This window comes from Pontibacter populi, from assembly GCF_040278685.1.
Classification (GTDB): domain Bacteria; phylum Bacteroidota; class Bacteroidia; order Cytophagales; family Hymenobacteraceae; genus Pontibacter; species Pontibacter populi.
Map to the genome: position 1 here is coordinate 1 of NZ_JBEOKT010000015.1, position 26,439 is coordinate 26,439.

At 45.5% G+C, this 26,439-nt stretch carries 19 protein-coding genes and 1 rRNA gene; 8 read left to right on the forward strand and 12 right to left on the reverse strand.

The window, feature by feature from the left end; genetic code table 11:
- Positions 1–77, forward strand: a 5S ribosomal RNA gene (gene rrf, locus ABS362_RS19170); the annotation flags it as partial.
- 279 nt (positions 78–356) lie between these two features.
- Here the strand turns inward: rrf and ABS362_RS14810 are convergent.
- The 6 genes from ABS362_RS14810 to ABS362_RS14835 all read right to left on the reverse strand — a co-directional run bounded on the left by ABS362_RS14810 (position 357) and on the right by ABS362_RS14835 (position 8,411).
- Complete coding sequence (locus tag ABS362_RS14810; protein ID WP_350413275.1) at positions 357–1,643, reverse strand: M16 family metallopeptidase; 1,287 nt, start codon at positions 1,641–1,643, stop codon at positions 357–359.
- Between the two features lie 18 nt (positions 1,644–1,661).
- On the reverse strand, positions 1,662–2,780 hold the full coding sequence (gene porV / locus ABS362_RS14815) for a type IX secretion system outer membrane channel protein PorV (RefSeq protein WP_350413276.1): 1,119 nt from the start codon (positions 2,778–2,780) through the stop codon (positions 1,662–1,664).
- Positions 2,781–2,830: 50 nt separating this feature from the next.
- A complete protein-coding gene (porU, locus tag ABS362_RS14820) occupies positions 2,831–6,697 on the reverse strand; it encodes a type IX secretion system sortase PorU (RefSeq protein WP_350413277.1) in 3,867 nt (1,288 codons plus the stop codon).
- Between the two features lie 104 nt (positions 6,698–6,801).
- Complete coding sequence (gene purS, locus ABS362_RS14825; protein ID WP_350413279.1) at positions 6,802–7,053, reverse strand: phosphoribosylformylglycinamidine synthase subunit PurS; 252 nt, start codon at positions 7,051–7,053, stop codon at positions 6,802–6,804.
- 2 nt (positions 7,054–7,055) lie between these two features.
- Entirely contained in the window at positions 7,056–7,751 is a 696-nt protein-coding gene (gene pssA, locus ABS362_RS14830; RefSeq protein ID WP_350413281.1) for a CDP-diacylglycerol--serine O-phosphatidyltransferase, read from the reverse strand.
- Between the two features lie 24 nt (positions 7,752–7,775).
- Positions 7,776–8,411, reverse strand: a complete 636-nt coding sequence (locus tag ABS362_RS14835; protein WP_350413282.1) for an MBL fold metallo-hydrolase — start codon at positions 8,409–8,411, stop codon at positions 7,776–7,778.
- A 78-nt stretch (positions 8,412–8,489) separates the two neighbouring features.
- On the opposite strand from ABS362_RS14835, the gene ABS362_RS14840 reads away from it, so the two are divergent.
- From ABS362_RS14840 to ABS362_RS14855, 4 genes are read left to right on the forward strand one after another with little or no spacing between them, the layout of a single operon-like run.
- The gene (locus tag ABS362_RS14840) at positions 8,490–9,581 is read left to right on the forward strand and encodes an NAD(P)/FAD-dependent oxidoreductase (protein WP_350413283.1); all 1,092 of its coding nucleotides are present in this window, start codon (positions 8,490–8,492) and stop codon (positions 9,579–9,581) included.
- Positions 9,582–9,585: 4 nt separating this feature from the next.
- On the forward strand, positions 9,586–12,786 hold the full coding sequence (locus tag ABS362_RS14845) for a hypothetical protein (RefSeq protein ID WP_350413284.1): 3,201 nt from the start codon (positions 9,586–9,588) through the stop codon (positions 12,784–12,786).
- Positions 12,787–12,795: 9 nt separating this feature from the next.
- Positions 12,796–13,941, forward strand: coding sequence for a serine hydrolase domain-containing protein (locus ABS362_RS14850; RefSeq protein WP_350413286.1), 1,146 nt, complete (start codon positions 12,796–12,798; stop codon positions 13,939–13,941).
- A gap of 6 nt (positions 13,942–13,947) precedes the next feature.
- On the forward strand, positions 13,948–14,571 hold the full coding sequence (locus ABS362_RS14855; RefSeq protein WP_350413288.1) for a hypothetical protein: 624 nt from the start codon (positions 13,948–13,950) through the stop codon (positions 14,569–14,571).
- A 40-nt stretch (positions 14,572–14,611) separates the two neighbouring features.
- Here ABS362_RS14855 and ABS362_RS14860 read toward each other — a convergent pair whose 3' ends face one another.
- Both ABS362_RS14860 and purQ read right to left on the reverse strand, forming a co-directional pair.
- Positions 14,612–16,150 carry a SulP family inorganic anion transporter gene (locus ABS362_RS14860; protein ID WP_350413290.1) on the reverse strand — a complete coding sequence of 513 codons (1,539 nt, stop codon included), beginning with the start codon at positions 16,148–16,150 and terminating at the stop codon, positions 14,612–14,614.
- 236 nt (positions 16,151–16,386) lie between these two features.
- Positions 16,387–17,079 carry a phosphoribosylformylglycinamidine synthase subunit PurQ gene (gene purQ / locus ABS362_RS14865; protein WP_350413291.1) on the reverse strand — a complete coding sequence of 231 codons (693 nt, stop codon included), beginning with the start codon at positions 17,077–17,079 and terminating at the stop codon, positions 16,387–16,389.
- Between the two features lie 129 nt (positions 17,080–17,208).
- Between purQ and ABS362_RS14870 the strand changes: the two genes are divergently transcribed.
- The 3 genes from ABS362_RS14870 to ABS362_RS14880 all read left to right on the forward strand — a co-directional run bounded on the left by ABS362_RS14870 (position 17,209) and on the right by ABS362_RS14880 (position 20,606).
- The gene (locus ABS362_RS14870) at positions 17,209–18,090 is read left to right on the forward strand and encodes a YicC/YloC family endoribonuclease (protein WP_350413293.1); all 882 of its coding nucleotides are present in this window, start codon (positions 17,209–17,211) and stop codon (positions 18,088–18,090) included.
- Positions 18,091–18,396: 306 nt separating this feature from the next.
- The gene (locus tag ABS362_RS14875) at positions 18,397–19,200 is read left to right on the forward strand and encodes a M57 family metalloprotease (RefSeq protein WP_350413294.1); all 804 of its coding nucleotides are present in this window, start codon (positions 18,397–18,399) and stop codon (positions 19,198–19,200) included.
- A 602-nt stretch (positions 19,201–19,802) separates the two neighbouring features.
- Complete coding sequence (locus tag ABS362_RS14880; protein WP_350413296.1) at positions 19,803–20,606, forward strand: M57 family metalloprotease; 804 nt, start codon at positions 19,803–19,805, stop codon at positions 20,604–20,606.
- Positions 20,607–21,532: 926 nt separating this feature from the next.
- Here the strand turns inward: ABS362_RS14880 and ABS362_RS14885 are convergent.
- From ABS362_RS14885 to gcvH, 4 genes are all read right to left on the reverse strand, one after another.
- Positions 21,533–24,187, reverse strand: a complete 2,655-nt coding sequence (locus ABS362_RS14885; RefSeq protein ID WP_350413298.1) for a S8 family serine peptidase — start codon at positions 24,185–24,187, stop codon at positions 21,533–21,535.
- A gap of 146 nt (positions 24,188–24,333) precedes the next feature.
- The gene (locus tag ABS362_RS14890) at positions 24,334–25,608 is read right to left on the reverse strand and encodes a M28 family metallopeptidase (RefSeq protein WP_350413299.1); all 1,275 of its coding nucleotides are present in this window, start codon (positions 25,606–25,608) and stop codon (positions 24,334–24,336) included.
- Positions 25,609–25,648: 40 nt separating this feature from the next.
- The gene (locus tag ABS362_RS14895; RefSeq protein WP_350413300.1) at positions 25,649–26,023 is read right to left on the reverse strand and encodes a VanZ family protein; all 375 of its coding nucleotides are present in this window, start codon (positions 26,021–26,023) and stop codon (positions 25,649–25,651) included.
- A 15-nt stretch (positions 26,024–26,038) separates the two neighbouring features.
- A complete protein-coding gene (gene gcvH, locus ABS362_RS14900; protein ID WP_350413302.1) occupies positions 26,039–26,419 on the reverse strand; it encodes a glycine cleavage system protein GcvH in 381 nt (126 codons plus the stop codon).
- Positions 26,420–26,439 lie beyond the last annotated feature (20 nt).

Consider the following 26,439-nt stretch of genomic DNA (forward strand, 5'->3'; position numbering starts at 1 on the left):
ATCCCGAACAGAGAAGTTAAGCCCGGACGCGCCGATGGTACTGGGGTCACACCCGGGAGAGTAGGTGGCCGCCAACCTTATACCTAAGCCCTGTCCTTCTAAAGAGGACAGGGCTTTTGCGTTTTGAGGCAAAGGTGTAGGGAGCCATTTAACCCTAGTGAATGATCTGTTTACCTATAGTTTAAATTAAAGCCTGTTCATTCTCAAATATCTGCGCAATTTTTTGTGTCTTTTAACTTGCTACTCAGACAAATGGTTAGCAGGAGCTAAGTTTATTGAGTGCTCATCGTTTATATATAAAGCACAAGGCCAGAACTAATGTTAGCTCTGGCCTTGTGCTTTAATTGGATTTATTCCTACTCTGCTTTTCGCCCTGCAATTGCTGTTTTAAAATTGTTGAGGCTAAGGTACTTTACAGCTAACTCCTGAATTTCTTCAGGGGTTATAGTTCTTATAGTTGTTATATAGTTTGAATAAAACTCTGGCTGTAAACTAAATAATACAATGCGCTTGTATTTATCAGCCTGTTCGAATATGGTAGCAATGTTGTTCAGGAACTTACCGATCATATAACTCTGAACTGTTTTTAGTTCTTCCTCATCAACAAGCTCATCCTGCAATAACTTTATCTCTTTTCTGATCTCAGCTACAGTCTTATCTGTTACTTCGTAGTTTACATCTGTACCGATATAAAACATGCTATCCTTCTCTTTAGGAGATATGGTAGAATAGATGCCATAGGTATAACCTTTTTCCTCCCTAATGTTACGCATCAACCTGGAGCCGAAATAGCCACCCAATATTTCGTTAAGCACCGTTAGCTTATGGAAGTCGTGGTGTGTGATGTGAGGAAACATTAAACCAGTTCGGATAGAGGATTGTAAACTATCCTTTATTTCTTCGAATGCTTCAGCGTTCTCTTTAGCTTTTGTTGTTTCAAATTTGGCATTACCTAAAGCATTTGATGGCGCCTTAAGTTCTGATAAGTCTTTTATCAACAGTTCTTCTACAGCATCTGAGATGTCTCCACATGCGAAGATCTCTAAACCTTCCAAACTATAGTTATTGTTGTAAAATAACTTTACATCCTCTAATGTTATAGCATCCAGTTCACTTTCATCATAGCCAAATACATAGGGATGATCGTCTCCGTAAATTAGCTTAGTGAAAGAGTGCGTCGCGAGGTAATTGTTCTTTGAACGCTGTATCTTCAGGTTTTGCTGGTTCCTGTTCTTTAATATGGCAAACTCTTCGGCAGGGAAGATCGGGTTTTGCAATACATCAAGAACTACAGGCAACAGGTCTGGTACATATTTAGACAGGCAGTATAAGGTATATTCAGACCTGTCGTAACCGTGGTTGTTATCGAAAGAAGCCCCATAGAAAGCTACTGTCTCGGCTATTTGTTTTGCTGTATAGTTGGTGGTGCCTTCGAAGAGCATTTTAGCTGATAAGTCTGAAGCTCCTTTTACGGTTTCGTAAACTTTACCGGCCTTAAAAACAAAATCCAGCCTTATTACGGGCTGGGTTTCGCTTTTTATGATGTGTAGTTTTACTCCGTTAGACAGGTGCGATACCTCTGCTACCTGAAGTGAAACTGCATCTATTTCTTTTATTTCTGGTGCTTTTGTTCTGTCAAGCATTCTTTATTTTGGTTAAGCTTAATCCAGGTTTAACGCGATACTGAAGCGTATAGTTTGTGCTAGCGGATTATTCTGGTCGTTAGGGATAAGATAGGCGGCATCTACACCAAATTTCTGGTAACGCAGGCCAAGACCCATCGAGAAGAACTGACGACCGCCTTTTTCTTCATTCTCATAAAAATAACCGGCACGCGCTGCAAATAAGTTGTTATACCAGTACTCTAAACCAGTATTAAAGTTTACTTCTTTAAATTCTTCGCTTGCTCCACCTTCAGCATCTCCGAAAGATGAGAAGATACCTGCTACTACAGACTGATCAGGATCAGCAGAAGGAGAAGGAACGAGTAATTTGTTTGCATCTAACAGGAAAGTGATCGAGTTAAAGGCATCCATATTATATTTTACAGCTGTACCTAACTTAAGGTTAGTTGGCAGGAAGCTTTTGGCAGTAGACTCAGAGTAAGCAATTTTACCACCTATGTTGGAGATATTGGCACCTAAACCCAGGTTTATGTTCTGATTTAGGTCGCGGTTATAGTATACACCCACATCAACCGAAGCAGTGTTGCCTGGCTGAGCTTCAGTGTTTGTGCTGCTGCTCACATTTACGTCGCCGGCAAGGTTAGAGTGTATAAAACGCGCTGCCACACCTAAGCTCAGGTATTCGCTCAGGGCCTGACCATACGCTACTGAAATAGCGTATTCTTTCGGGTTGAAATCCTGGATTGGCTGGCGGTTCTCATCTATAAACTGGATATCTCCTAAATCGAAATACATTAGAGAAAGAGAGATAGCCGACGTTTCGTTTATCTTTTTATAACCTGACAGGTAGTTCAGCGACATGTCGTCGGTGATGTTTCGCAGCCACGGCGAATAAGAGAAGCTTACACTCAGGTCGTTTGGCACAAATCCCAACTTGGCAGGGTTCCAGAAAGGTGAGTTTGCATCCGGAGATAAGGCTACGCCCGCTTCACCAAGAGCAGCTGATCTGGAATCTGGAGCTACCAGTAAAACCGGTACTGCAGTAGTTAATACCTGCCCTTCCTGGCCTATAGTTGTTTGGGCGTAGGCAGCAGGTGCTGCTATAAAGGTTAATGCAAAAGCTGCGACCTTTAAGAGTATACTTTTTCTGTACATAGATTGGGTATTGATAACTATATCAAATATAGGGATATTACAGTATTGTTTTAGTTTAATATGACAAGTTTTTCAAATTTCGATACACTGGCACCATCCTGTCGGGAACGAACCCTGACCTTATATACATAAACGCCGCGTGCAAGCAAATCATTATACTCATCACGACCATTCCAGGATAAAGCTGCTACATGTGCTGGCGAACCCATACTTATAGTTTGTAAAGTTTTTACCAGCTTTCCGGAAATAGTGTAAATCTGCACTTGTATATCCAGGTCGTCTCCTGCGCGGTTATGGTCAAAATGAAACGTTGTTTTTGTAGAAAACGGGTTAGGATAGTTAAGCACATGGTCTAACGAAAAATCCTCATTATTAGATACAAAAAACTCTATATATTCTTCGGAAGCGTTGTTATGTGTATCCCAGGCCTTAAAACGGAGCGAATGCGGACCTGGTTTTAAATTTTTTAATGCATAATTTATTTTGCCACGCTGGTAACTGTCTTTATCCGAACTATAGTAATCGTTAAGTACAATCGGATTTTCTTCGTCGCCATCCAGAACAGCTATCAGTTCATGCCCAATACCTAAGCCTGCCGTGTTAATTCCGTTCTCATCAAACAGCTTTATTAACAAGGATGGGTTCTGGCTGGTACTGCCTCCAAACACAAAAGACTCGTCTTCTAAAAACAGGTTTATAGTTGGTGGTGTGTTATCTGCTGTAATATTCCGGGCCGTTCCGCCCACTGTTATAGTTGTATTGGAGCCAAGGGCATCCTGCGTTTGGTTACTGGCATACAGTACTATTTTTCCGGCCCCATACTGGTAAGCAATATCCTTCGGAACAACAAAGCTGATTGTGAACAGACCGTTGCTTATAGTTGCTGTGCCTTCATACAACACATTCTGGCGCTGTTTTACAGGCACAACCGGTGCTTTCTCATCTCCGAATGTTTGCTGTATAGTTTGTTTTTCATAAATGGTAGTGCGCAGCGTTCCGTTATAGTTTGTAGCTATAGTTCCGTTAGTTCCTGCAATTCTGCCTTGCATAGTTACTTTGCCAAGCGCGCTTAAGGTATCGGCTGCAACAGGTCGGCCGTTAATGTGTGTGATTTCAGCCTGCAAATTGGGAGAGGCCAGTTGTAGGGCGGGGTCGCAGAGCAAGGTAAAGTTACGGTTATACACCCCACGCGAACCGCTGATATTATCTGTTATGCTTTTATTCTTTGTCTGAAGTACTACATCGCCTAAGCGCGGCATTTTACCTGATGTTGGTGTAAAAGCGGCCTCGAAAAAATTACGGTTAAGCACCCGGTTGCTGCTGGAGTAAACAGGGCGGGTAGTGGTAACCAAACCAACCGCTGCACCCTGGTCGTGCAACATAGCAACCTCAGCCCCGGATACGCGCGCCGGATCGTCGTAGCGGCCAAACTCGCAGGTAGCAGTAAGCATAAAAGTAAGGTTGTTCTGGTTTTGCCAGTCCTTTACCTGTGGCAAGGTCAGTATCTGCTCGGCTGCCCAGCTTACCTCGTTGCCGTGGCCGGTATAGTTTACCAGTAAAGATCCCTGTTCTACTGCATTGGTAAGGGCGCGGTTCAGATCGGGGGCACGCTGGCCATTGGCTACGGCTTCCTGGCGATACAGGTCAAGGTATAGTTTGTTGGTGCTATAGTTGGGAGCCTTGGTTTCCAGAAAATTTGCCAGGAATTCGGCATCGGCCTGGTGTTCGTTAAAATCACCGTCATCCGACACAAGTGTTACCTGGCTTCTCCATTTGCCAAAGTGATTGCTGCTTTCGTAAGCCAGTATTTTATCTACCAGTGTAGTAGCTTCCTGTATGTTTTTTGCCGGCAGACGCCCGATCCCGATGTCCAACAGATGATCACCTAAATTATTTTCAGCCCACTCGCCTTCATCTTCATCCAGGAAACCATAATAATCTTCGGAAGAATAACTGGAAATTGGGTGCAGCGACTGGCGCGATTCGTAAACCGGAACAAGGTTCGTATTAGCTGGCAGGCGGTTTTTATAGTCGTAAGAGGCATCTCCGAAAAGCAACACGTACATCAGCTCACCGGCTGGTTTGTTGCTACGGTTATACAGCATGCGCATAAAATTACGGATGGCCGTTACGTCCTGAGCGCCTGAAGAGAACTCATTATAAACCTGCGTGGTAGTTACTACGATACTGTTCAGGTTGCTTTTGGATTTCCGGTGCTCTGCCAGGCGCTGTGCCTGCTGCTGCAGTGAAGGGTGCGCGATAATGACATGATCGATTCGACCATCCAAGTTAAGGCTATGCAGGTTCTGGTTGGCAACTTTGCCTTTAACTATAGGCTTTAAGCTGATGTTGTTATCGGTAAAAACAACAAACTCGCGCAGCACATCGGCTATAGTTGTAAACTGTAAAGTAGTACTATAGCTTGTTTGCTGTTGCAACGGGCGAAGTGGATTGGTTATATCCCAGACTATAGCGGTGGCTGGTGCATCCGAAATACTATAGTTGCTAACGCCTTTGCCTATAGTTGCTGTGGCCCTGAAGTTGGTCTGGTCGCTGTATAGTTTGAGCTGGCGGTTATAGTTCAGTTCGAGGTAATTAAGGTGGCCGGTTGCTGCGCCATCTGAAGGCATGTTGAACGTTATAGTTGCCTTTGCTTCTGTAGTGCTTCCTAACTGCTGCTGGTTAAAGGTAAAGGTCCTGCTGCCTTCTACTCCCTCGGGGTGGTAACTATAGGTGCCACGCCCAGCTACAGGAACTGTGCCGATCGTTTGACTTCCGAACTTAAAACCAAAAGAACAATCAGTAGAGGAATTGCCCATAACCGCTGCCGTTAGCTTTACCGAGGAGTTCGGAACGATGCCGGTAACAGGTAGCATGACGTCGCGGGTTGGTGTAAATGTGCTGAAATCTTCGCCGTACCATTCGCGGCCCGAGTGGACAGCGTTCATCAGGTCGCGCTCATGGAAAACCCGTTCGTTAAACGTAGTTATAGTTTGTGTTGCCCCGGTCACCTGATTCCGGGCTTGCACGCGTGCTCCTGGTGCATAACCCACTCTTAAAAAATAAAAAGTAGTATCAGAGTAAACGTTAAACGTGTGCTCAAACTTATCCTGTTGTTGGTTATAGTGCCAGGTATGCGGCCCCTGCCCGTAGAAAAGGATGAAATCGTTATCGTTAAACTGCCCGTCCTGCTCGCCGCTTACAACGATCGCATTTTCCTGAAGATCATCCACAACCGGTGCACTATTCGGTTGAGGCAACATACCGCCGCCATTCCCGAAAAGCTGTATCGTTTTAGGATCTAAGCCCTGGGTGTTAATACCAAGTGTCTGTAAGGTAGCTTTGTCTATTTTATGAACTCCGGATTGCGTAACAGCCAGTTTATACCAGTCGCCGGCGCTGAGTACCGAGTTGTTTGTAAAGTTGCTGGCAGTACGATTTGTGCTTTGTGTGGCTATAGTTGCTGAACTATAGCTATAGCTGAAACGGACAAGTTTTTCGAGTTGATTGGTTTGTGGGTTTCTGCGGATCGGCAGGATCGAAACTATAGTTGCCGGTTGCTTATTTTGCCTGGCATTCACGAACTCAACCTTCACCTCATTGCCGAAAGTAATACCTTTAAACTGTTCCTGTTCTTTACCTGAGAAAGGTGCAAATACAGCTTCTGTTACTTTAAAACCACTGATGTGGGTGTTGGGGATAGATAACTGGTAATAGGGCAGGCGTTGCAGCAGATCTATAGTTGCGCCTTTGAAGGAAGGAATTTGAGCTTCGTGTCCCTGAACCGGGAAAACGGTTTCCTGCTTATCCCAGGTAAGTGTAATGGGTTCCGGGGCCTTACGTTGAGCTACAGTTGTGCCAGCCATAACGCTTAAAAAAAGCAGCATGCATACCAGGAAATGTAAACGTGACTGCATAGGCAACGCACAGAACTAAATAAGCAGATAATGCCCACCTGAACCAGGAAGGCATCACCTTATAAAGATAACAAAAATAGAGGTAGCTTATTGTGCCCAGTAATTTATACTTGCTGCAACTCGTATTCGTACGACTCCATGATCAGGTTAGCCAACAGTTTGCTGCAGGCTTTGTCCACTTTCTCGCGGGCTATCGTTTCATTTTCGGCTTCCAACTGCAGGGTAATGCGTTTGCCAACACGCACATCTTCTACCTGGTCCAGGCCAAGGTGCTCCAGGCCAAGCAAAACCGCTTTACCTTGTGGGTCTAACAATTCCGGGCGGGGCATTACATTAATTTCGGCAACGAATTTCATAGTTACGCGGTTTGTTTTTTGAAAAAAGATAACACTATGTATAGCACTATGATAAGTGGTATAGCTGCGAAGTTAAGAAGAGCCAGTAAAATAACCGAAAGACCCACAAAAATAAACCGGATAGAATTATCGGCCCAGCTCAGGTTTGTGAACTTTAGCGCAAATAAAGGCAGCTCGGCCACCAGCAAAAACGAAAGGATAAGGGTAGTTGCCAGCAGTACAAGCTTATTCAGTATGATCGCAAAAGCCATCAGTTCGCCACTGGCCAGTATAAGCGGCAACGAAGCCACAAATATAGCGCAGGCCGGCGTAGGCAAACCAATAAACGACGTAGTCTGACGCGTATCAATATTAAACTTGGCCAAACGCAGCGCCGAAAAAACTGTGATGATAAAACCGGCAAATGGAAGTAGCTCAGAGAAAATGAAATCACCTTCTGCACGCTTCAGTAACATAAACATCATCGCGCCCGGTACCACGCCAAACGAGATCACATCTGCCAGTGAGTCCAGTTGCTTGCCAATTTCAGAGTAAGCACCCAGCACGCGGGCTACCATCCCATCTAAAAAATCAAAAACGGCAGCCAGTCCAACCAGGTAAGAGGCATACACCAGCTCGTTCTGGAAAATAAAGTACAGCGCCACACAACCCGAAAACAGGTTAAGGCAGGTTATAAAGTTAGGTATGTGTTTCTTCATGAAAGCTATAGTTTGCGGCGGGTGTTACCGCAAAAATGGGTTGTACTTTTTCTCGTGACCTATGGTTGTTTCCGGCCCGTGGCCCGGGTAAACGGTAACATCATCAGGTAACGTAAAAAGTTTGGTTCTGATACTGTTTATTAGTGTTTCGTGGTCGCCGCCCGGCAAGTCGGTTCGGCCAATACTTTCCTGGAACAGCACATCGCCGGCTATCAGGGTCTTATCTTCTTTATGATAGAAAACCACGTGACCCGGTGCATGCCCTGGCGCAAAAATGATCTCCAAAGTAGTATTGCCAAACTTTACCTGCTCGCCTTCTTTTAAATAGGCTGCCGGCAATTGCTCTTCATAATTGTTGATGCCGTAAACCGGCGCATAAACCGGAATGGCGCGCAGTGTTTCCAGGTCTTTTTCGTGTATTTCCAGGCCTACATTATAGGCGTTGGCTACAAATTTGTTTCCCAGTACATGGTCTATGTGGCAATGCGTATTCAGCAGGCGAACTACTTTCAGATTATTGTCTTTTATGTAATTCTTTAGCTGCTCTTTTTCTCTGGCATCCGAACAACCCGGGTCTACTACTACGCACTCGTTGGTGTCGTCGTGCAGCAGGTAAGTGTTCTCGGCAAAGGGGTTAAACGTAAAGCGTGTAATTTTCATAGGTATAGTTGTGGCCGGAGCCTATAAAATCGGCTTCTAAGTTACAAATTTAACGGGTACATCTCGTAACTTGCCCCCATGATTTATGATTTTATAGTTGTAGGCCACGGGCTTGCAGGCGCCATTTTAGCAGAAACCTTACGCAGTCGCGGAAATACAGTACTGGTGATAGACGAACCGAAAGCTAATTCTGCCTCGCGGGTAGCGGCTGGTCTGTTAAACCCTGTTGCCGGGAAACGGTTTGCTAAATCGTGGTTAGTAGATACACTTGTTCCTGCTGCCGATGCTTTTTATGATGCCCTGGAAGTGCGTTACGGCAGAGAATTATTCTTCCACAAGCCTATCTATAAGATATTCTCAACTATAGAAGAGCAGAATACCTGGATGGCTAAAAGTGCTGATGATACCTGGAACGACTATATTTCGGCAACTCACACGCAAACTATAAACCAGCCGGGCATCGAAGATCCGTTCGGGGGCATCATGATCGAGAAAGGCGGTTTCCTGCATGTGTATGATATGCTGGACTTGCTGGCCGAAGAGCTTCTGCAGCAAAACTTAATGCTGCCGGAGCGGTTCGAGATGAAGGAACTGGAACTAACCGAGGAAGGTGTAAGCTATAAAAACATAAAGGCGAAACACCTGGTGTTCTGCGAAGGTTACCAGGTCATTAATAATCCTTATTTTGCATGGCTGCCGCTGCAACCAACCAAAGGCGAAGTGCTGGAAGTGCAGACCGAACAGAATTTCAGCCCGGAATGCATCTATAACAAAGGCGTTTACGTTGTTCCGGAAGGAGCGGGCCGCTTTATAATCGGGGCTACTTACGACTGGCGAAATCCGGATGAAGAAATAACCGAACCGGCAGCAGGAGAACTGAGTGAAAAGTTCAGGCAGATCACCAAAAAGGATTTTGAAGTAACAGGGCACTGGGCAGGTATACGGCCCGCTGTCCGCGACCGAAAACCACTGGCAGGCACGCACCCAAACTATAAGCAACTAAGTGTGTTTAACGGAATGGGTTCGAAAGGCGTATTAATGGCACCTTACCTGTCGCAGCACTTTGCTGATGCACTGGCCGGGCAAACAGAATTAATGCCTGACATACACATTTCGCGATATTTTTCGTTATATTACGACTACATAAAACACCAAAACCTACAACCCTAAGCGCATGCGTTTCTATACAAGGTTACTTTTGCTGTTTGTTTGCTGCATACTGTCGGGTACTGCCCTACAGGCGCAACCTGGCCGCGATCCGTTCGGTAAAAGCCGCATTCAATACAAGAACTTCGACTGGAAACTATATAATACGCAGAACTTTAACCTGTATTTCTATAAAGGCGGCGATCAGACTGCCAAAGACGCTGCCGATTACGCAGAGCGCGAACTGAAACGCATTACCAACCTGATCGGGTATTATCCTTACTCCAAAATAACGCTTATACTTTATAATTCTCCTACAGATCTTCGTCAGAGCAACATTGGCTTGTACAGCGACCAGTTTCAGACCGGTGGCGAGACCCTGTTCATGAAAAATAAGTTAGAGCTTGCCTACGATGGTACCAAGACCGACTTTAAGACTGAACTAAGCTACAAACTTACCGAACTGCTGCTGAACGATATGATGTATGGCGGCAGCTTAAAAGAGGCCTTGCAAAGTAGTTACCTGTTGCGTTTGCCGGAGTGGTTTGTAACCGGTGTGGCCGCATATACCGCCGAAGGCTGGAGCCTGGACATGGACAGTCATATCCGGGACCTGTTGCTGGATGGTAACAAACTGCGCCCGGAACAAATGCTGATGCGCTACCCGGAACAGACCGGCCAGTCAGTATGGAATTATATTGCAGAGCGTTACGGCTATACCTCTATCCAAAACATCCTCAACCTTACCCGCATTACCCGCGACGTAGAAATAGGCATTACCAGCAGCTTAAACATTCCTTATAAGCGTTTTCTGCAGGACTGGCTGAACTACTACCAGCAAATAAATGCCCGCTCCGACAACCCGTTCGTGTCGATGCCGGATGATAAGAAACTGTTCGATAAAAATAAGCGTGGTCTTAGCTATACCGAGCCCGTGCTCAGCCCCGATGGTAACTACCTGGCGTATGCCGAAAATGACCACGGCAGCTATAGGATCATTGTAAAAGATGTGAAAGGCAGAGGCAGTCGTGTTGTTTGGAGAGGAGGCTATAAAACCTTGGATCAGCCGACAGACTATAGTTTGCCGGTACTGGCATGGCGCAGCAATACACAGCTGGGCTTTATAGAATCGAGAAGAGGGAAGATGCTGCTCCGACAGGTAAATGCAAAAAGCAAAAGCTCGTTCCTGCCATTTTACGACGACCTGACAAAATCTGCGGCTACCCTGGAGCGCTTTAGCCAGGTGCGCGACATGAGCTACTCCGAAGACGGCAGCCAACTGGTAATAAGCGCTGTAGATGGTGGCCAGACCGACCTGTACCTGCTACAAAGCAATGGCAAAATAATAGGCCAGCTTACCAACGATATTTACGATGACATCAGTCCTGTTTTCCTGAAAGGCAGCAATGGTATCGTGTTCAGCTCTAACCGCTGGGTAGATTCTACGGGCCGTGTGCAGGAAGCTACTTTCAGGGATGTAGTAGAGAACTATGATATTTTCCTGCTGCAGCGAACAGCCCCGGTAACTGTAAAGCAACTAACAACCAGCATTGCCAGCGAACTTAAGCCACGTGCCACAGCCAATGGTAACTTTGTGTTTTTAAGCGAAGAAAATGGTATCCGGAGTTTGTATACATACAATATGGCCACAAACTCCAGCACTCCTATCTCTAACTTTGTACAAAACATCGAAGCCTACGATTACAGTGCTGTTAACAATACGCTGGCAGTTGCCGCAAAAGATAACGGACACGATTTTATTTACCTGATACCAGACTATAGTTTCGTTAGCCAGGCTACATTGCCCAAAACAGCCCGCCAGATCATACTCGAAACCCGTGCCCGTGTGCCGCAAACTACCAACTCTACACGCAAGATCATAGAAAGCGAAACAACTAAGGAAGTACAGGATAAGCGTGAAGAAGGAGAGGTAAACATAGAGAACTATGAGTTTGGTGCAGAGCAGGCTAAAACTGACACAACTACCAAAGTAGCAGCCCCTGTTGCCGCAACACCAAAAGCCAGCGTAGCGCCTGAGTTCAGAATATCGGGGCCGCTGGAGTATGATACCCGCTTTAGTGTGCACGAAATTATTACGTCTGTTTATGCTGACCCGCAACTTGGGTTTGGCTTAGTGGCAGGCGTGAACATGAGCGACCTTTTCGAGAACCACCATATACGAGGCACTGCATACCTGCGTACCGACCTGGAAACCAGCCGTGCTTTTGCCGAATACATGAACCTGAAAAACCGTGTAGACCTGGGGGTACAGTTTCGCCGAGATATATTGGTAAGTTCTGTGCTGGAATCTCCGGGAGCTATAGTTCGCAATGCCCGAAACGAGATAGCGCCACTACTGGTGTACCCGCTAAGCTATAGTACCAGCCTCCGTGCGCAGCCGCGTCTGGTAAGTACCCGTTTTACCCAGATCAGCGATTTCTCTACCCCGGATAGTGTAAACAACATGTATGGCGGTAACGTGGAACTGGTCTATGATAACTCGGTGGTAACAGGCGTGAACATGATGGAAGGTACTCGCATGAAAGTAGGCTTCCTGTCGTTGCGTGATTTCGAGAACAGCAATGCCAACTTCAACAAGTTTTATGTAGACCTGCGCCGTTATCAGAAGATCCACCGCGAAATTATACTGGCAGCCCGCTTAAGTTATGGCGCTTTCTTCGGCAATTCTCCTAAAAGCTACCTGATAGGTGGCATGGATAACTGGCTGTTTGCCGGCGAAGACGATATTACCGAACGAAATGACGTGAACATACAATCGGCCCCGGACCTGTTTTACCTGGAATATGCGCTACCGTTGCGTGGTTTTAACTATAACACCCGCACAGGTAGCAAACATCTGCTGGCTAATGCAGAGCTGCGTATTCCGGTTTTACAATACTTGTATAATGGTGCCATTGCCTCAGGCTTCTTCCGTAACCTGCAGCTAACCGCCTTTGCCGATGCCGGTTCTGCCTACAACGGTTCTAACCCGTTCACCGGAAATAACTCTATTAACACGCGTATAGTTGGTGGCCGCACAAGCCCTACAGAGCGTAACCCGTTCGAGATTACTGTGATCAACTACCGTAACCCGTTCCTGGTTGGCTATGGTTTTGGTGCCCGTTCTACGCTGTTCGGGGTGTATGGTAAACTGGATGTGGCCTGGAGCGAAGAAGACATGGGAAGCCAGGGACCTAAACTATACATTACGCTCGGCTACGACTTCTAAAAACCGCTCATGAACCGGAAAGCAAAAAGATTTACTTTCGGGGGAGTACTGTTGCTAGGTCTTGTGGCTGCATGGGTGCACATGGGCGATAAGAACTATGTGTACAAAGCCCTGGTCTATAACTTTGCCGACATAGACGATAACCTGATTTTTGACCAGCGTGAGATTGATGCTCCCTCCAAACCGCAACTATGGCCCAAAGCTGCCAACTATAACACTATAGTTTGGCCCGACAGCCTGCAGCAATTACACGAAGAGCTGGAGTCTGTAGCTTTCCTGGTGATTCATAAAGATTCTATCCTGCATGAACAATACTGGGGTGGTTACTCGGAAGAGTCGCTGAGCAACTCTTTTTCGATGGCTAAAAGTATTGTAAGTATCTTAATAGGTGCTGCGATGCGTGATGGCGACATCAAAACGATAGACCAGCCTGTTGCCGATTTCCTGCCGTCGTTTAAGAAAGGAGATAAGCGTAACATAACTATAAAACACCTGCTGATGATGAGTTCCGGGCTGAACTGGGACGAATCGTATGCCAACCCGCTATCTGTAACCACTGAAGCATACTATGGCACCAACCTTAAAAAGGTAATTAAAAGGCTGGAGGCAGTAGAAGAACCAGGCCAACGGTTTAGCTACAAAAGCGGCGATACCCAGATATTAGGCATGGTTGTGGAAGCTGCTACCGGTAGATCGCTGAGTCAATATGCCGAGGAGAAACTATGGAGACCTTTGGGAGCTGAGCACGATGCCGAGTGGAGCGTTGATAACCCGACCGGAATAGAGAAGGCTTACTGCTGCTTTTTCAGCAATGCCCGCGATTTCGCTCGCATCGGGAAACTATACTTGCATAACGGCATCTGGAAAGGCGATACTATAGTTGACCCAGCTTATGTGCGCGACTCTTTAACTCCAAATGGCCTGCTAACCAACTCTGGCAAACCTGCCGACTATGGATACCAATGGTGGTTGCTCCCTAACTATAAAGGTCAGAACATCTTTTATGCCCGTGGTATTCTGGGTCAGTACATTATCGTCATCCCCGAAAAAGAAACTATAATTGTGCGCCTTGGCAAAAAGCGCGGCGAACGTGTAAACGGCCACCTAACTGAGGTGCTGGCTATGATCGATGCTGTGATTGAAGTGGTGGAGTAAGGTTTTATGAAGGTAAAATATCTGTTTATACTTGGCTGTCTTGTGCTGTTAAGCTGTACACAAGAATTTCCAGAAATTAAGGTTGATGTTGATGAATTCGGAAAGGACATTACTATTTATAAGAATGGTAGAGCAATCCGGAAGATTAGTAATGAGAGAACTTTCCCTGCAGAACTACAATTCGAGCTTAATTCAATGATTGGTTTTGACATAGACTCATTAAACCAAGTGCTTTACATTAATAACTATGTAAAAGAACTGCTTGCAGTCTCTCTAAATGATGGTCAGATATTGTATCGGTCAAATTTAGATAAGATAAATTTTGATGGAGAAGCCTCTCATCGTAACATGAAAGGAAAAGTTTTTCATATAATAAAGTATAGAGATAAGCTTCTACTCACTACAGATTGGGATGTACTTGTTTACAACGAAAAACTACAGTTACAGAAGAAGTTGCTGGATAGTGTAGCATTACTAAATCCCCGTATTCCCAAAGGCTTTATAGGTGATTTTAACTACACTATAAAAGAAGATTCTATACAGTTATCTTATCATATCAGGTCTTATAGATATGGACTTGATGACCTGTCAAAGTTACCAGTTATAGAGAACTTTACATTCAAACTATAACTAGAGGCCCGGAAGCTTAAAACTCCCGGGCCTCTATAGTTTATAGTTTAACCGCTGCTACTGTATAACTCGGGTCTTCTACAATATTCACATCAATCACATCCTGGGCATTTGTCAGCAGGCGACGGCAGTCTTCGCTGAGGTGGCGCAGGTGCAGTTTTTTACCCGCTTTGCGATAACGCTCCGTAAGTTTATTCAGCGCATCAATCCCCGACATATCGGCCACGCGGCTTTCCCTGAAATCGATGATCACTTCTTCAGGGTCGGTCTGCACATCAAACTTTTCGGAGAAAGCAGCTACAGAACCAAAGAACAGCGGTCCGTAGATCTCATAATGCTTGATACCTTTTTCATCGGTATACTTGCGGGCTCTGATACGTTTGGCGCTTTCCCAGGCAAAAACCAATGCCGAGATAATAACACCGATCAGTACAGCTAATGCCAGGTTATGCAGCCAGATGGTGATAAGCGCCACCAATATGCCTACAAAAATATCATGCTTCGGCATTTTGTTAATTATCCGGAAACTGATCCACTCAAACGTGCCTACCGAAACCATGACCATGACGCCAACCAATGCGGCCATCGGTACCAGTACTATAACCGGTGCGCCATACAACACAATTAAAAGTATAGTTAACGCCGCCACTATACCAGACAAGCGTGCTCTTGCCCCAGCCGAAAGGTTAACCAACGTCTGCGCAATCATGGCACAACCTCCCATCCCGAAGAAGAAACCATTCAGAACGTTGGCGCTGCCTTGTGCTATACTTTCGCGGTTACTGTTGCCACGGTTGCCTACAATCTCATCTACAAGGTTCAGGGTCAGCAAACTTTCAGTTAAGCCTACGCCGGCCATAATTAAGGCATAAGGGAAAATGATGTGAAGTGTATCAAGTGTAAATGGCACCTGCGGAATATGGAAAGGAGGGAAGCCACCGCTTACTGATGCAATGTCTTTCACGGTTTTGGTATCTACACCAAAGCCCAGCACTATAAGGAACACAACTATAATAGCTACCAGGGAGGCAGGAACAGCTTTGGTTAATTTGGGCAAAACAACAATAATGGCTATAGTTAATGCTACCAGACTAAGCATGATCCAAAGTGGTTCGCCGGTGAGCCAGGTAGTTTGGCCATTAACTATTGTTTTAAACTGCTCCAGCTGCGACATAAAAATGATAACAGCCAGGCCATTCACAAAGCCATACATAACCGGTTGCGGCACCAGCCTGATGAACTTACCAAGCTTGAACAGGCCTACCAGGATCTGAAGAATACCCGCCAGCGCCACGGCAGCAAAAACATAGTCGATGCCATGCGATTGCATAAGCGCAATAAGTACCACAACTGTAGCGCCGGCGCCACCAGAGATCAGGCCGGGGCGTCCGCCAAAAATAGCGGTGATCAAGCCCATAATAAAGGCGGCGTATAAACCAACCAGCGGCGGAAAACCACCCAGTATGGCAAACGAAAGCGACTCAGGCATCATGGTCATGGCCACGGTAAGCCCCGCCAGAATCTCTACTTTATAATCAACTTTCTGGCGGAAGTCGAAGAGCCTTAAAACTTGTTTCATGAAGAAATTTGTACTGCGCGGTAAAAATCCAAACTTGACTACTATGTAGCAGTAACCCACCCCTAACCCCTCCGAGGAGGGGAATAAATTGCTACTTACAGAAAATTCCCCTCCCTGGAGGGGTTAGGGGTGGCTAAACACTTTATCGGAAAAACTAGTGTAGTAGCAGGTATAAAAAGCCCCGCCTGTTGTAGCAAGCGGGGCTTCTGTAAATATAGTTTAGTTAATTGCTGTATTTACGCGTTCACCATATTCAGAATAGATTCGAAAATGGCGCGGCCGTCGGTGTTTCCTAATTCAGGATCTACAGCACGTTCAGGGTGTGGCATCATGCCAAATACATTTTTCTTTTCGTTGGCTACGCCGGCAATGTTCAGTAAGCTACCATTTATGTTGTAGATCTCGTGGGTGTCGGCAATGTTGCTGCTGTATTTAAACATAATCTGGTCGTTGTCTTCCAGTTTGCGCAGCGTGTCTTTGTCGGCATGGTAGCGGCCATCGCCGTGTGCTACCGGTATTTTGTAGGCTTTATCCAGGTCCAAATTGCGTGTGGGCAACAGGTTAGTAGTAACCGGCCTTATGTATACGTTGTCGCAGATAAATTTCTGGTTTACGTTAGGCAGTAGCGCACCAGGCAATAAACCAGCCTCGGTCAGTATCTGGAAACCGTTACAGATACCCATTACATAACCACCGCGGTTGGCATGCTGCACCACTTCCTGCATAATAGGAGAGAAGCGGGCAATAGCGCCTGAACGCAGGTAATCACCGTACGAAAATCCGCCTGGCAACAGTACAAAATCACAACCCTGCAGGTCGTGGTCTTTGTGCCATAGTTTTACAACTTCCTGCTGCATACCCACGCTTAGGGCATCTACCAGGTCTTGGTCGCAGTTGGACCCCGGGAAAACGACTACACCAAATTTCATACATCAAAGGTAAATAAAAATAGATACAAGTTATAGTTGCGCAGCAGCCTTTCGGTAGCTTTTAAACTATAACTGACGTAAAAACGAAGATTTATAGTTAATTTGCCTTCATACAAACACAATTAGCTTATGTTGCAATCCATGACCGGGTTCGGAAGTGCCCGCCTCGACACAGACCAATATTGTATTTCAGTAGAGATCAGATCGCTAAACTCTAAAAGCATGGACCTGAGTGTACGACTACCGAGGTTTTTGTCAGATAAAGAATACGAGATCAGGAACCTGATGCAAAAGGCGCTTATACGGGGCAAGGTGAGCGTGAGTGTGGATTATGTGAAGAATAAAGCCCAGAAAGCTAAAAACACTATAAATAAAGAGTTGCTGCAGACCTATTACCGCGAGCTTAATGAGGCTGCCGATGCTGTAGGTGGTTCTAAGAACGACCTGTTCAGGCTGGCGCTGCACATGCCGGATGTATTGTTACAGGACCAGGTTGAAGAAGCAGGCGGAGACGCGGAGTGGGAGCAGGTAGAGCCACTGGTGCAGGAAGCATTAGTAAAGATCACAAATTTCCGGAACGACGAAGGTAAAGCCCTTACCGCCGAGATCATGTCGTATATAGATAAGATTAGGATACTGCTGGCCGAAATAGAGAAGCACGACCCGGTGCGCATGGAGCAGATCCGTAACCGCATAAAAGGGCACATGGCAGAACTGTCATCCTCAGAGATCTATGACCAGAACCGCTTTGAACAGGAAATGGTGTACTATATGGAGAAGCTGGACATTGCTGAAGAAAAGGTACGACTAGTAAACCACCTGCACTATTTCACCGAGACGGTTTACCTGCCTGAGCCAACCGGCAAAAAACTGGGCTTTATATCGCAGGAGATTGGCCGCGAGATAAACACGATCGGCTCTAAAGCAAACGATGCTACCATACAGCACCACGTAGTAGAAATGAAAGAAGAACTGGAGAAGATAAAAGAGCAGATCAACAACATACTATAACTATAGTTTCTGGTAACTGAAAGCAGCCTGTCGCAACTGTAAGCGGCAGGCTGCTTTTTTTGTTGGCGTAAGTTTTCAGGCTTTATGTATACAATATGGCCCAGCAAGTATCAGTGGCAGAATTCCGGTTACAGCGTGTTTAAACATTAATTTGTTGTTGAAATTATTCAACTGGTTAGTCTTAAATTAATTTTTTATTTTTTGTCTCTTTTAAGGATTAATGCGTAATGTATTGATCTAAAGACTTATAGATGCATATGTAAGCCTTAGATTTTTTTATCTCTCACTTTAACACCTTAAAACACCATGAAAGTAAATCGTTTACTAATTGTTGGCGCTCTGGTAGCAGCCTTTGGTTTCACATCTTGCCAGCAGGATGAAGAAATAACAACTCAGGACACAGTATCTGAAAGCACACTAAGCAGAATCTCTGAGCTTGGCTTCTACAACAAGAATGTTGAGAAAGTTGAAGGCGGTTATGTAGTAGAAGGCGATATCTTTTTGTCGGAGTCTGATCTTACTGCTGCGCATAACACAAAAGCGCTTCGCGTGGGCGAGTCTGAGCAGTACCGCACTACTAACCTGGTAAATGCAAATGGTGGTCGTACCATCACGATATCATTAGACTCCAAATTGCCTTCTTCTTACGGAGCGTCATTAGATGCAGCCATTGCGCGGTACAATGCTGAGAACTTAACAATTACAATGAGTCGTGTGTCTTCCGGTGCTGACATCACCATCACGGCTGCACCCAGAAATGCCCAGTATCTTGCTTCCGCTGGCTTCCCGACTACAAATGGTAATCCGCATAACAACATTAAAGTAGCAACCCGCTATATTGGCAACAACCCTAACCAAGGCTGGTTTACTACTATCCTTGCCCACGAGATCGGTCACTGCATCGGTTTCCGCCATACAGACTACATGAACAGACAGTATAGCTGCGGTGGTTCTTATGCTAACGAAGGTGCTTCTTCAGTAGGTGCTATCCATATCCCGGGCACGCCAACAGGTGCTGATCCTAACTCATGGATGCTTGCTTGCATAGGCTCTGGCGATAACCGCCCTTTTAATAGAAATGACCAAACTGCGCTTGACTACTTATATTAGAGCTTAGTTGCTGGTATTAAATAAAGGAACAGCTCCTGCCACAAGGTAGGAGCTGTTTCTGTTTTATGGCTGGTACAGCTAACTTATAATGTACCTCTTTGCTTGTTACAACATATATAGATGCAATGCCATCAACTCAAGGTTTTTTACTTTCTAAGCTTATTATTTCGAATTGGGGTAGAGGGCCTATTTAAGTTAGATATCTATTTAAGGTGTCTTTATGGATGTTCTAAATAGATCTCTCCTCTTATCGAGATGGCAAACTCGGCTTAAGTCGAAGAAATTTGGTATAGCCGGTCTTTAAAACAACAGCTAATCCTCCAATACACAAGTTTCAGAAAGCATACAAAGAAGGTTATTAGTCGATGTAGCTCAAAAATGTAGGTGTTTAAACAGCAAGATTGCCGAAGCATAGCATTTATTTGATGTTTTAACTCAGATATTATTGTTAAAATTATACTATTTGTAAATATAGGATATAACTAATTTAATGTTGTAAGATCGATGTTGAAACACGTTAAAAAATTGGTTTAAATGCTTGGAGTGTAATAATTGAATTTCTACATTTCAATTATGTTTAACTTTAACACCTAAAAATTTTTATGAAAGTAAATCGTTTACTAATTGTTGGCGCTCTGGTAGCAGCCTTTGGTTTCACATCTTGCCAGCAGGATGAAGAAATAACAACTCAGGACACAGTATCTGAAAGCACACTGAGCAGAATCTCTGAGCTTGGCTTCTACAACAAGAATGTTGAGAAAGTTGAAGGCGGTTATGTAGTAGAAGGTGATATCTTCTTATCTGAAGGTGACCTTACTGGTGCACATAACACAAAAGCGCTTCGCGTTGGTGAGTCTGAGCAGTACCGCACTACTAACCTTGTAAATGCAGGTACAGGTCGTAACATTACTTTGTCTATCGATCCTACCCTTCCTGCTACTTATGTAACAGCTCTGGATGCAGCTATCGCTCGTTACAATGCTGAGAACTTAACAATCACTATGAGCCGTGTATCTTCTGGTGGTGATATCTATCTTGAAGCAGCTCCTAAGTCAGCTCGTTACCTGGCTTCTGCTGGTTTCCCAACTTCAAATGGTAATCCTCATAACAACATCAAGATAGCTACCCGTTACATTGGTGAAAACCCTAACCAGGCTTGGTTCGCTACTATCCTTGCACACGAGATCGGTCACTGCATCGGTTTCCGTCACACGGATTACATGGACCGTTCTTATTCTTGTGGTGGTTCTTATGCTAACGAAGGTGCTTCTACTGTAGGTGCTGTTCACATCCCAGGTACTCCAACTACACAGGATCCAAACTCTTGGATGCTTGCTTGTATCGGATCTGGCCAGAACCGTCCGTTCAACTCAAACGACAAAACTGCTCTTAACTACTTATACTAGTATTTAAGTTCACTCTAACTACACCTTAAAACAACAGAAACAGCTTCTGCCGAAAGGCGGGAGCTGTTTCTGCTTTATAGGGGTTTTATGTGTGGGTTTTGTGACATTTCCTCACCCCAACCCTCTATTTTAAAGAGAGCCCCTAACCCAAAACTGGAAAGGGAGTTTAATATAGATTATAGTTTTATAGTTGATAATGCCGGCGCGAGTCTCCAGGCTCGTGACTTGGTATGGCGTTGAGTCTCCTGACTCAACTGGCCCGGTAGGGACAAGAATTGCCAATATCGCTGGCTATAGTATCATAGCTGACGTGGTCTAACCCCTCCCCCGAAACAAGTTCGGGATCTTAGACTTGTCTAAGGCGGGGATTTCTGGCAAAGATTTAAGTCCCCCTTTGAAGGGGGTGTAGGGGGATGCTTTTACGTTAGCAGCCTAATAACCCACCCCTAGCCCCTCCCAAGAGGGGAATTTTTGGTTCTTACCAATTCCCAAACTATGGTTTTATAGTTACAGCCTTTAGAGCGGACAGGTCGCGACCTGTCCCTACGGAAATACAGCCACGATAAATGTCGAAGCTTACCGGTTAAAACTAAAAACAGGCGGTTGCTATGAGAAAGATATCAGTTTTTCTGTGAGGCGCCTTGTAGATTTCTGGTGCCGCAGGCATCGCGACGTAGGAGCGAAGGAAATGTACACAGCGCTGAACAGGAAAACGGGGCCGCTCGGCCCGAGAGCACCAAAGCTGGATTGAAACTATGGGTGAGTAAAGCTCCCAGGATTATAGTTAATTTGAAAGGATAGCTTGGTTCAAGTCAGAACAGGTCTAACTATAGAACTCAGATTTCTCCTAACGTCGAAATGACAAAAGAAAACTTGAAGAACACATAAGATTTCTCGACTAATGCTCGAAATGACAGGAAGACAAACTATAGAACTAAGACCTTGCCGGCAACATAATTACCAGATTCGGTCTTCAAACGCAGAATATACAAGCCACTCTTAAGACCAGCAGTTGGAACCTGCTTTATCATGCCAAATTCTTCCGACTCATACACAAGCTTACCTAACTGATCATAAAACTGCACGATGGCTACACCGCTGGCTACAGCAACGGACAGGGTTTCGCCGGCAGGGATTGGGTTGGGGTAGGCCTGAACAAAGTTGGCATCAGCATAAACTACTTCCTCGGGTTGACTATAGAAATTTTTGCCATCAGCAGTAGTAACTTTTACACGATACAGGTTCTTGCCTAAAGCGGGGGAGTTGTCATGTAATGTATGAGCTAGTTGTATAACGGGGGCTATAGTCTGGACTGTTGTATAATTGCCATTAACAAGACGTTCCAAAGTAACCGAGGCAACCTTATAAAGCGTGCTTAGCTCTAGTTGAAGGTCCACAGAATCGGTTACGAACTGGTAAGGCAGGAACGTTTTGATATAGCAGCCAATGCCCATCTGGTTAAAAGCTACCGTTTCGCTGCCCTCAGCCTGGGTGCCGTCTATAAAAGGAGCAACGTTTATGAACTCGGGCAAGGCTTGCAGTTGGTTCTTGTTCAGCAAAGCCAGGGTATCCGCTGTGGTCAGGAAGGGTTCGAGGTGCGTGCTGCCAACCTGGTATAATTTGTACTGTGCTACATTTGGCAATTTGGCCCAGTGTAGCATTACCTGGTCATCGCAGTTATAGCCTACTTTTAGCTTCAGCTGCTTGGTCAGTAAGAAATCGCCGGATAGTATAGTTGCGTTGGGCGTAGTAAGTCGTAACTGTGCTTTGTTGATGGCATCAGGTGCATTCCAGTCAAAAAAGGCAGTTGCCAGATCAATGTTGTCAGCTATCAGTTGCCAGTCTGTGCTGTTATTTAGTTTGTATTCGAGTTTGCCTTTCTCGCCGGGTATTGCATGCTTCCAGCGGATGCGATTAACACTATTAGCCTGCAGACTTACACCTATAGTTGGATAAACCCATTCTGTGCCTGTCTCAAATTCATACGCCAAACTATAGTTTTGCGGCCCTTGCGGCACATCATAACCAGATACATTTATTTGGTAAGTGCCGGCTGCAGGCAGTTCTATAGTTACCTGTTCTACATTGTTCAGGTGGTCTTCACGGCGTTTTGCGGGTAATTGCAACGAGTCGGCGTGTGCGTAACTGCTCAGTACCCAAGGCTTCAGAACCTGGCCGTTTATAGTTGTAAGTGTCAGGTCGAGGTCGTTGATTATAGCTTTAGATGCTTCCGGGTTACCTTCAACGTCGTGCCACACAAGGGTTACTTTTAACTTTTGCGTACCTCCCGGAACACTGATCGAATGCTGCTTCGTGGTTTTATCTGTTACTTCACCAACTATAAACCTGTTCTCCTGTATCGTTCTGATGGCTCCGGCGGCGTCTGTGTTTCCGAACCCGGCTTCAAAATCAACTTCCGGCCTGCCGGCATCGTCAGCGCTGTTTATTAAAGTTGCTTTTACCAGTGCTGCTGAAGGCAATGCGCTATGTTGTTCTTTATAGGCCTGTTGCACCAGTAAGGCCACCCCCGATACTACAGCTGCTGCCTCCGACGTACCGCCTTTGCCAAATGCTACCAGTTCAGGTTTTACACGGCCATCGTAAGCAGGACCTTTAGAGCTTAGCAAACCTATTTTCCCGGTTGGCTCAAGGGCGCCTACACTCAGTGTGTTTTTAGATGTTTTAAATTGCCCAGTTAAGTTGGCAAAGCCGGTTATACCTGCATAGTTACCTTCTTCATCAGCCTTGTTGCCGCTGTTACCAGACGAAAAAACGTGCAGCAACGTAGGGTTCTGAAACGTTTCGCGGTCGTAAGCTGCAGACTCCAGGCCATAGTAGTTCTCCACACCAACACCGTAAGAATGGTTCTGTAAACTGATGCCTTTGTTTAGTAAAGCCTGGCTGTTATCCGGAAAAAGGGCTACGAAATCAGAATAAGCAAGTTTGGCATGGTCGGCTATGCCCTTACCCCTGGGGCCTGAGTTGCCTGCGCCTGCTATAATGGTAGCCATGGTGGTGGCATGCGCTGTAAAGGAACCTCCGAAAGATTCAGGGGAGAGGGCACGTCCTTTCAGGTCAATATCGTTGGGGTTAAAAGCTTCTTCTTTTACCGAAGCGGCCATGTTACTTCCATTCAGCAGTGGATATAAGCTGCGGATAGCATAGATGTTGTTAACAGTAAAATCCGCGTCTTTCAACTCTATTTCTACTTTGGCTTGTCTGTTTGGCTTGTCGATATAGGTAACTACCCTTGAACTAGCTAACTGCAACAGCGTTTTACCAGAAATATTAGTGAGCGTAAAGATCTGTGCCGATGACGTGGTTTGTGTAATCGTGCCGTTATAGTTGTTCTCGGCGAGCCAGGTCAGGAGCTGGGCTTTATTTTTAACCTGTACCCGCACTGTTTTACTTCCGGATTCCTGAATGCTCTTTTCCAGCCCGGGCGCGATACGTTTCAGTTTGGTAACACCTGTTTTCTGAGATGAGATCTGCTGTGCATTTAGCTGCGCACTACAAAATAGCAAGCCAACACATGTAACCAACTGCAGCACATTTAACGGGCATTTCAAACGCTTATTCACAGGCACTTCGTAAAAACTGTTACAACCGGGTCACTTTATTAATTTGAGGTATACAATGTAATCATTGGCAATCAATTTTACAATTTAAAACAGCTGTCAGTGGCTATAATCTTAATGTTGTAACAACAGGTTTATAGTTTGGCGGTTTACTTTTTGCCCTGCAAGGCCCCGGCAAAATCAGTTATCAGCCTGAAAACTTCTTTAAACCTGGTAAGAGGAAGCTGCGCTGGCTGGTCGTTGGTGTTGTGGTAAAAAGTTGTTCCACCTAAGGTATAAAAGAAGAATGCAGGCACACCTTTTTCCGAAAAAGGAAAGTGATCGGAGTTGGCAGCGCGGCCACGCATTTTTATCTGTGGCAGGTAACTCTGCTGTTTGTTTATAGTTTGCAGCAGTTCAAATTCTTTAGGGTGTATGCTTCCGTTCACTACCATCATGCCATCGTCGCCGGTACCCAGCAGATCCAGGTTAACTAAAAAGCGGATATTCTGTAACGGGAAAAGCGGGTTATTGGTGTAATGGAATGAGCCCAGCAAGCCAGCCTCTTCGGCCGCAAAAGCCATAAACGCGATGCTATAGTTGGGTCTGTTCTCTGGTTTGCTATAGTGTTCGGCCAGTTCTAAAAGCATGCTGGTACCGCTGGCGTTATCATTTGCCCCCGGAAAGTAAATGTCTTTGCCTTGCCCGCCAAGGTGATCGTAATGCGCCGTGAAAACTATAAAAGAATCTGGCTGAACCGTACCGGGAATAATAGCGATCACATTTCGGGTTTGGTAGGCTGGCGTAAACTCAGCTTTGATGTTGAATTTTACTTTTCGTGCTTTTGCGGGCCAGGCAGTTTCTTTTATTTCCAGCAGAGGTACCGGGGCAGGGGTGGCGGCTACAGTTGTAAGCAGGCTCTTGGGCTGAAGTATAATATGAAGTTTCGCACTTAAGATTTTCTGCAAGTAAGGTTCCGGCAGTTCCCATAGTTGCTTCCTGAATTTCTGAGGATATACTAATGCTTTCTTTCGGAGATCCCGGGAGAAGAATTTCTGAGCGGCAGCAGCATCTGTAAACACTAATGTATCGAGGCAAACTATAGTTGCTTTTCCTTTCCCGCTGGCTGTGTTCGCACTGGCTACAAAGTCTGTTCCGGGTATAAGCCTGGTGCCATCAACTATAAGTTCAGGAGTTTGCGTTACCCGGTTAACAGGCATGGTAAACTCCTGGAAATAAGAGCCAGAGATAGGTTTTAAGCCGGCTGCTTTGTACCTGCCGCGAATATAGTTGGCAGCTTTCGCATCGCCTTCAAAAATATACCCACGGCCATGAAAATAAGGGCTTGTAAGCGTATCGAGGGTCTGGCGTACACGCGGCATATCCTGCGCCTGCATCGGCAGGGCAAACAGGCAAACTATAAGGATCAGGAAAAGTGGCTTCATGGCCTAAATATAAAAAGGCTCAGCCGAAATTCAGGCTTATTTACCAGGTATAGATCCAGCGAAAGAATACGATACCGATCAGGCAGCCAATGCTGTTGCTTACGATATCCATTATCTCGGCGCTGCGGCCCGGTACCACACTAAACTGCAATATCTCAATGGCAATGCCGAACATCGTGGAAACGAATAAGGACATCCTGATGGCGTAATGCTTCAGTTTCGGTAAAGTATATTGCTTGGTAAGGCCTACGATCATCAGGAAGCATAGCACCGCAAACATGCTGGCGTGTGCAAAAGAATCGAAAGAAATAAGGTCCCAGACGGAAACCGAAGGCATGGAGGATGAGGGCAGCAGCGTGGTAAGTAAAATTACTGCTGCCCAAATTATTGTAAAAAGGTTGTAGCGTAGTATCAAACCTTGTAAGGTAAATTACTGGCCGATCAGCTCGCGGTAAGCAGCAGCTGTAAGTAACTCATCCACCTCAGCGGTGTTGTCAATGCTCATCTTAATGATCCAGCCTTCGCCATACGGGTCAGAGTTTACAAGCTCAGGGCTGTTTTCAAGCTGGCCGTTAAACTCCTGTACAGTACCGCTCAGTGGGCTGAACAGGTCAGATACCGTTTTAACTGCTTCTACAGTACCAAATACATCTTCTCTGTTGATCTGCTTGTCAACCGTGTCGATGTCTACATAAACTATATCGCCAAGCTCGCTTTGTGCAAAATCAGTGATGCCAACTATAGCTACATCACCTTCGATGCGTACCCACTCGTGGTCTTTCGTATACTTAAGGTTCTCAGGTAAATTCATTGCTTCTATCTGTTTGTTAA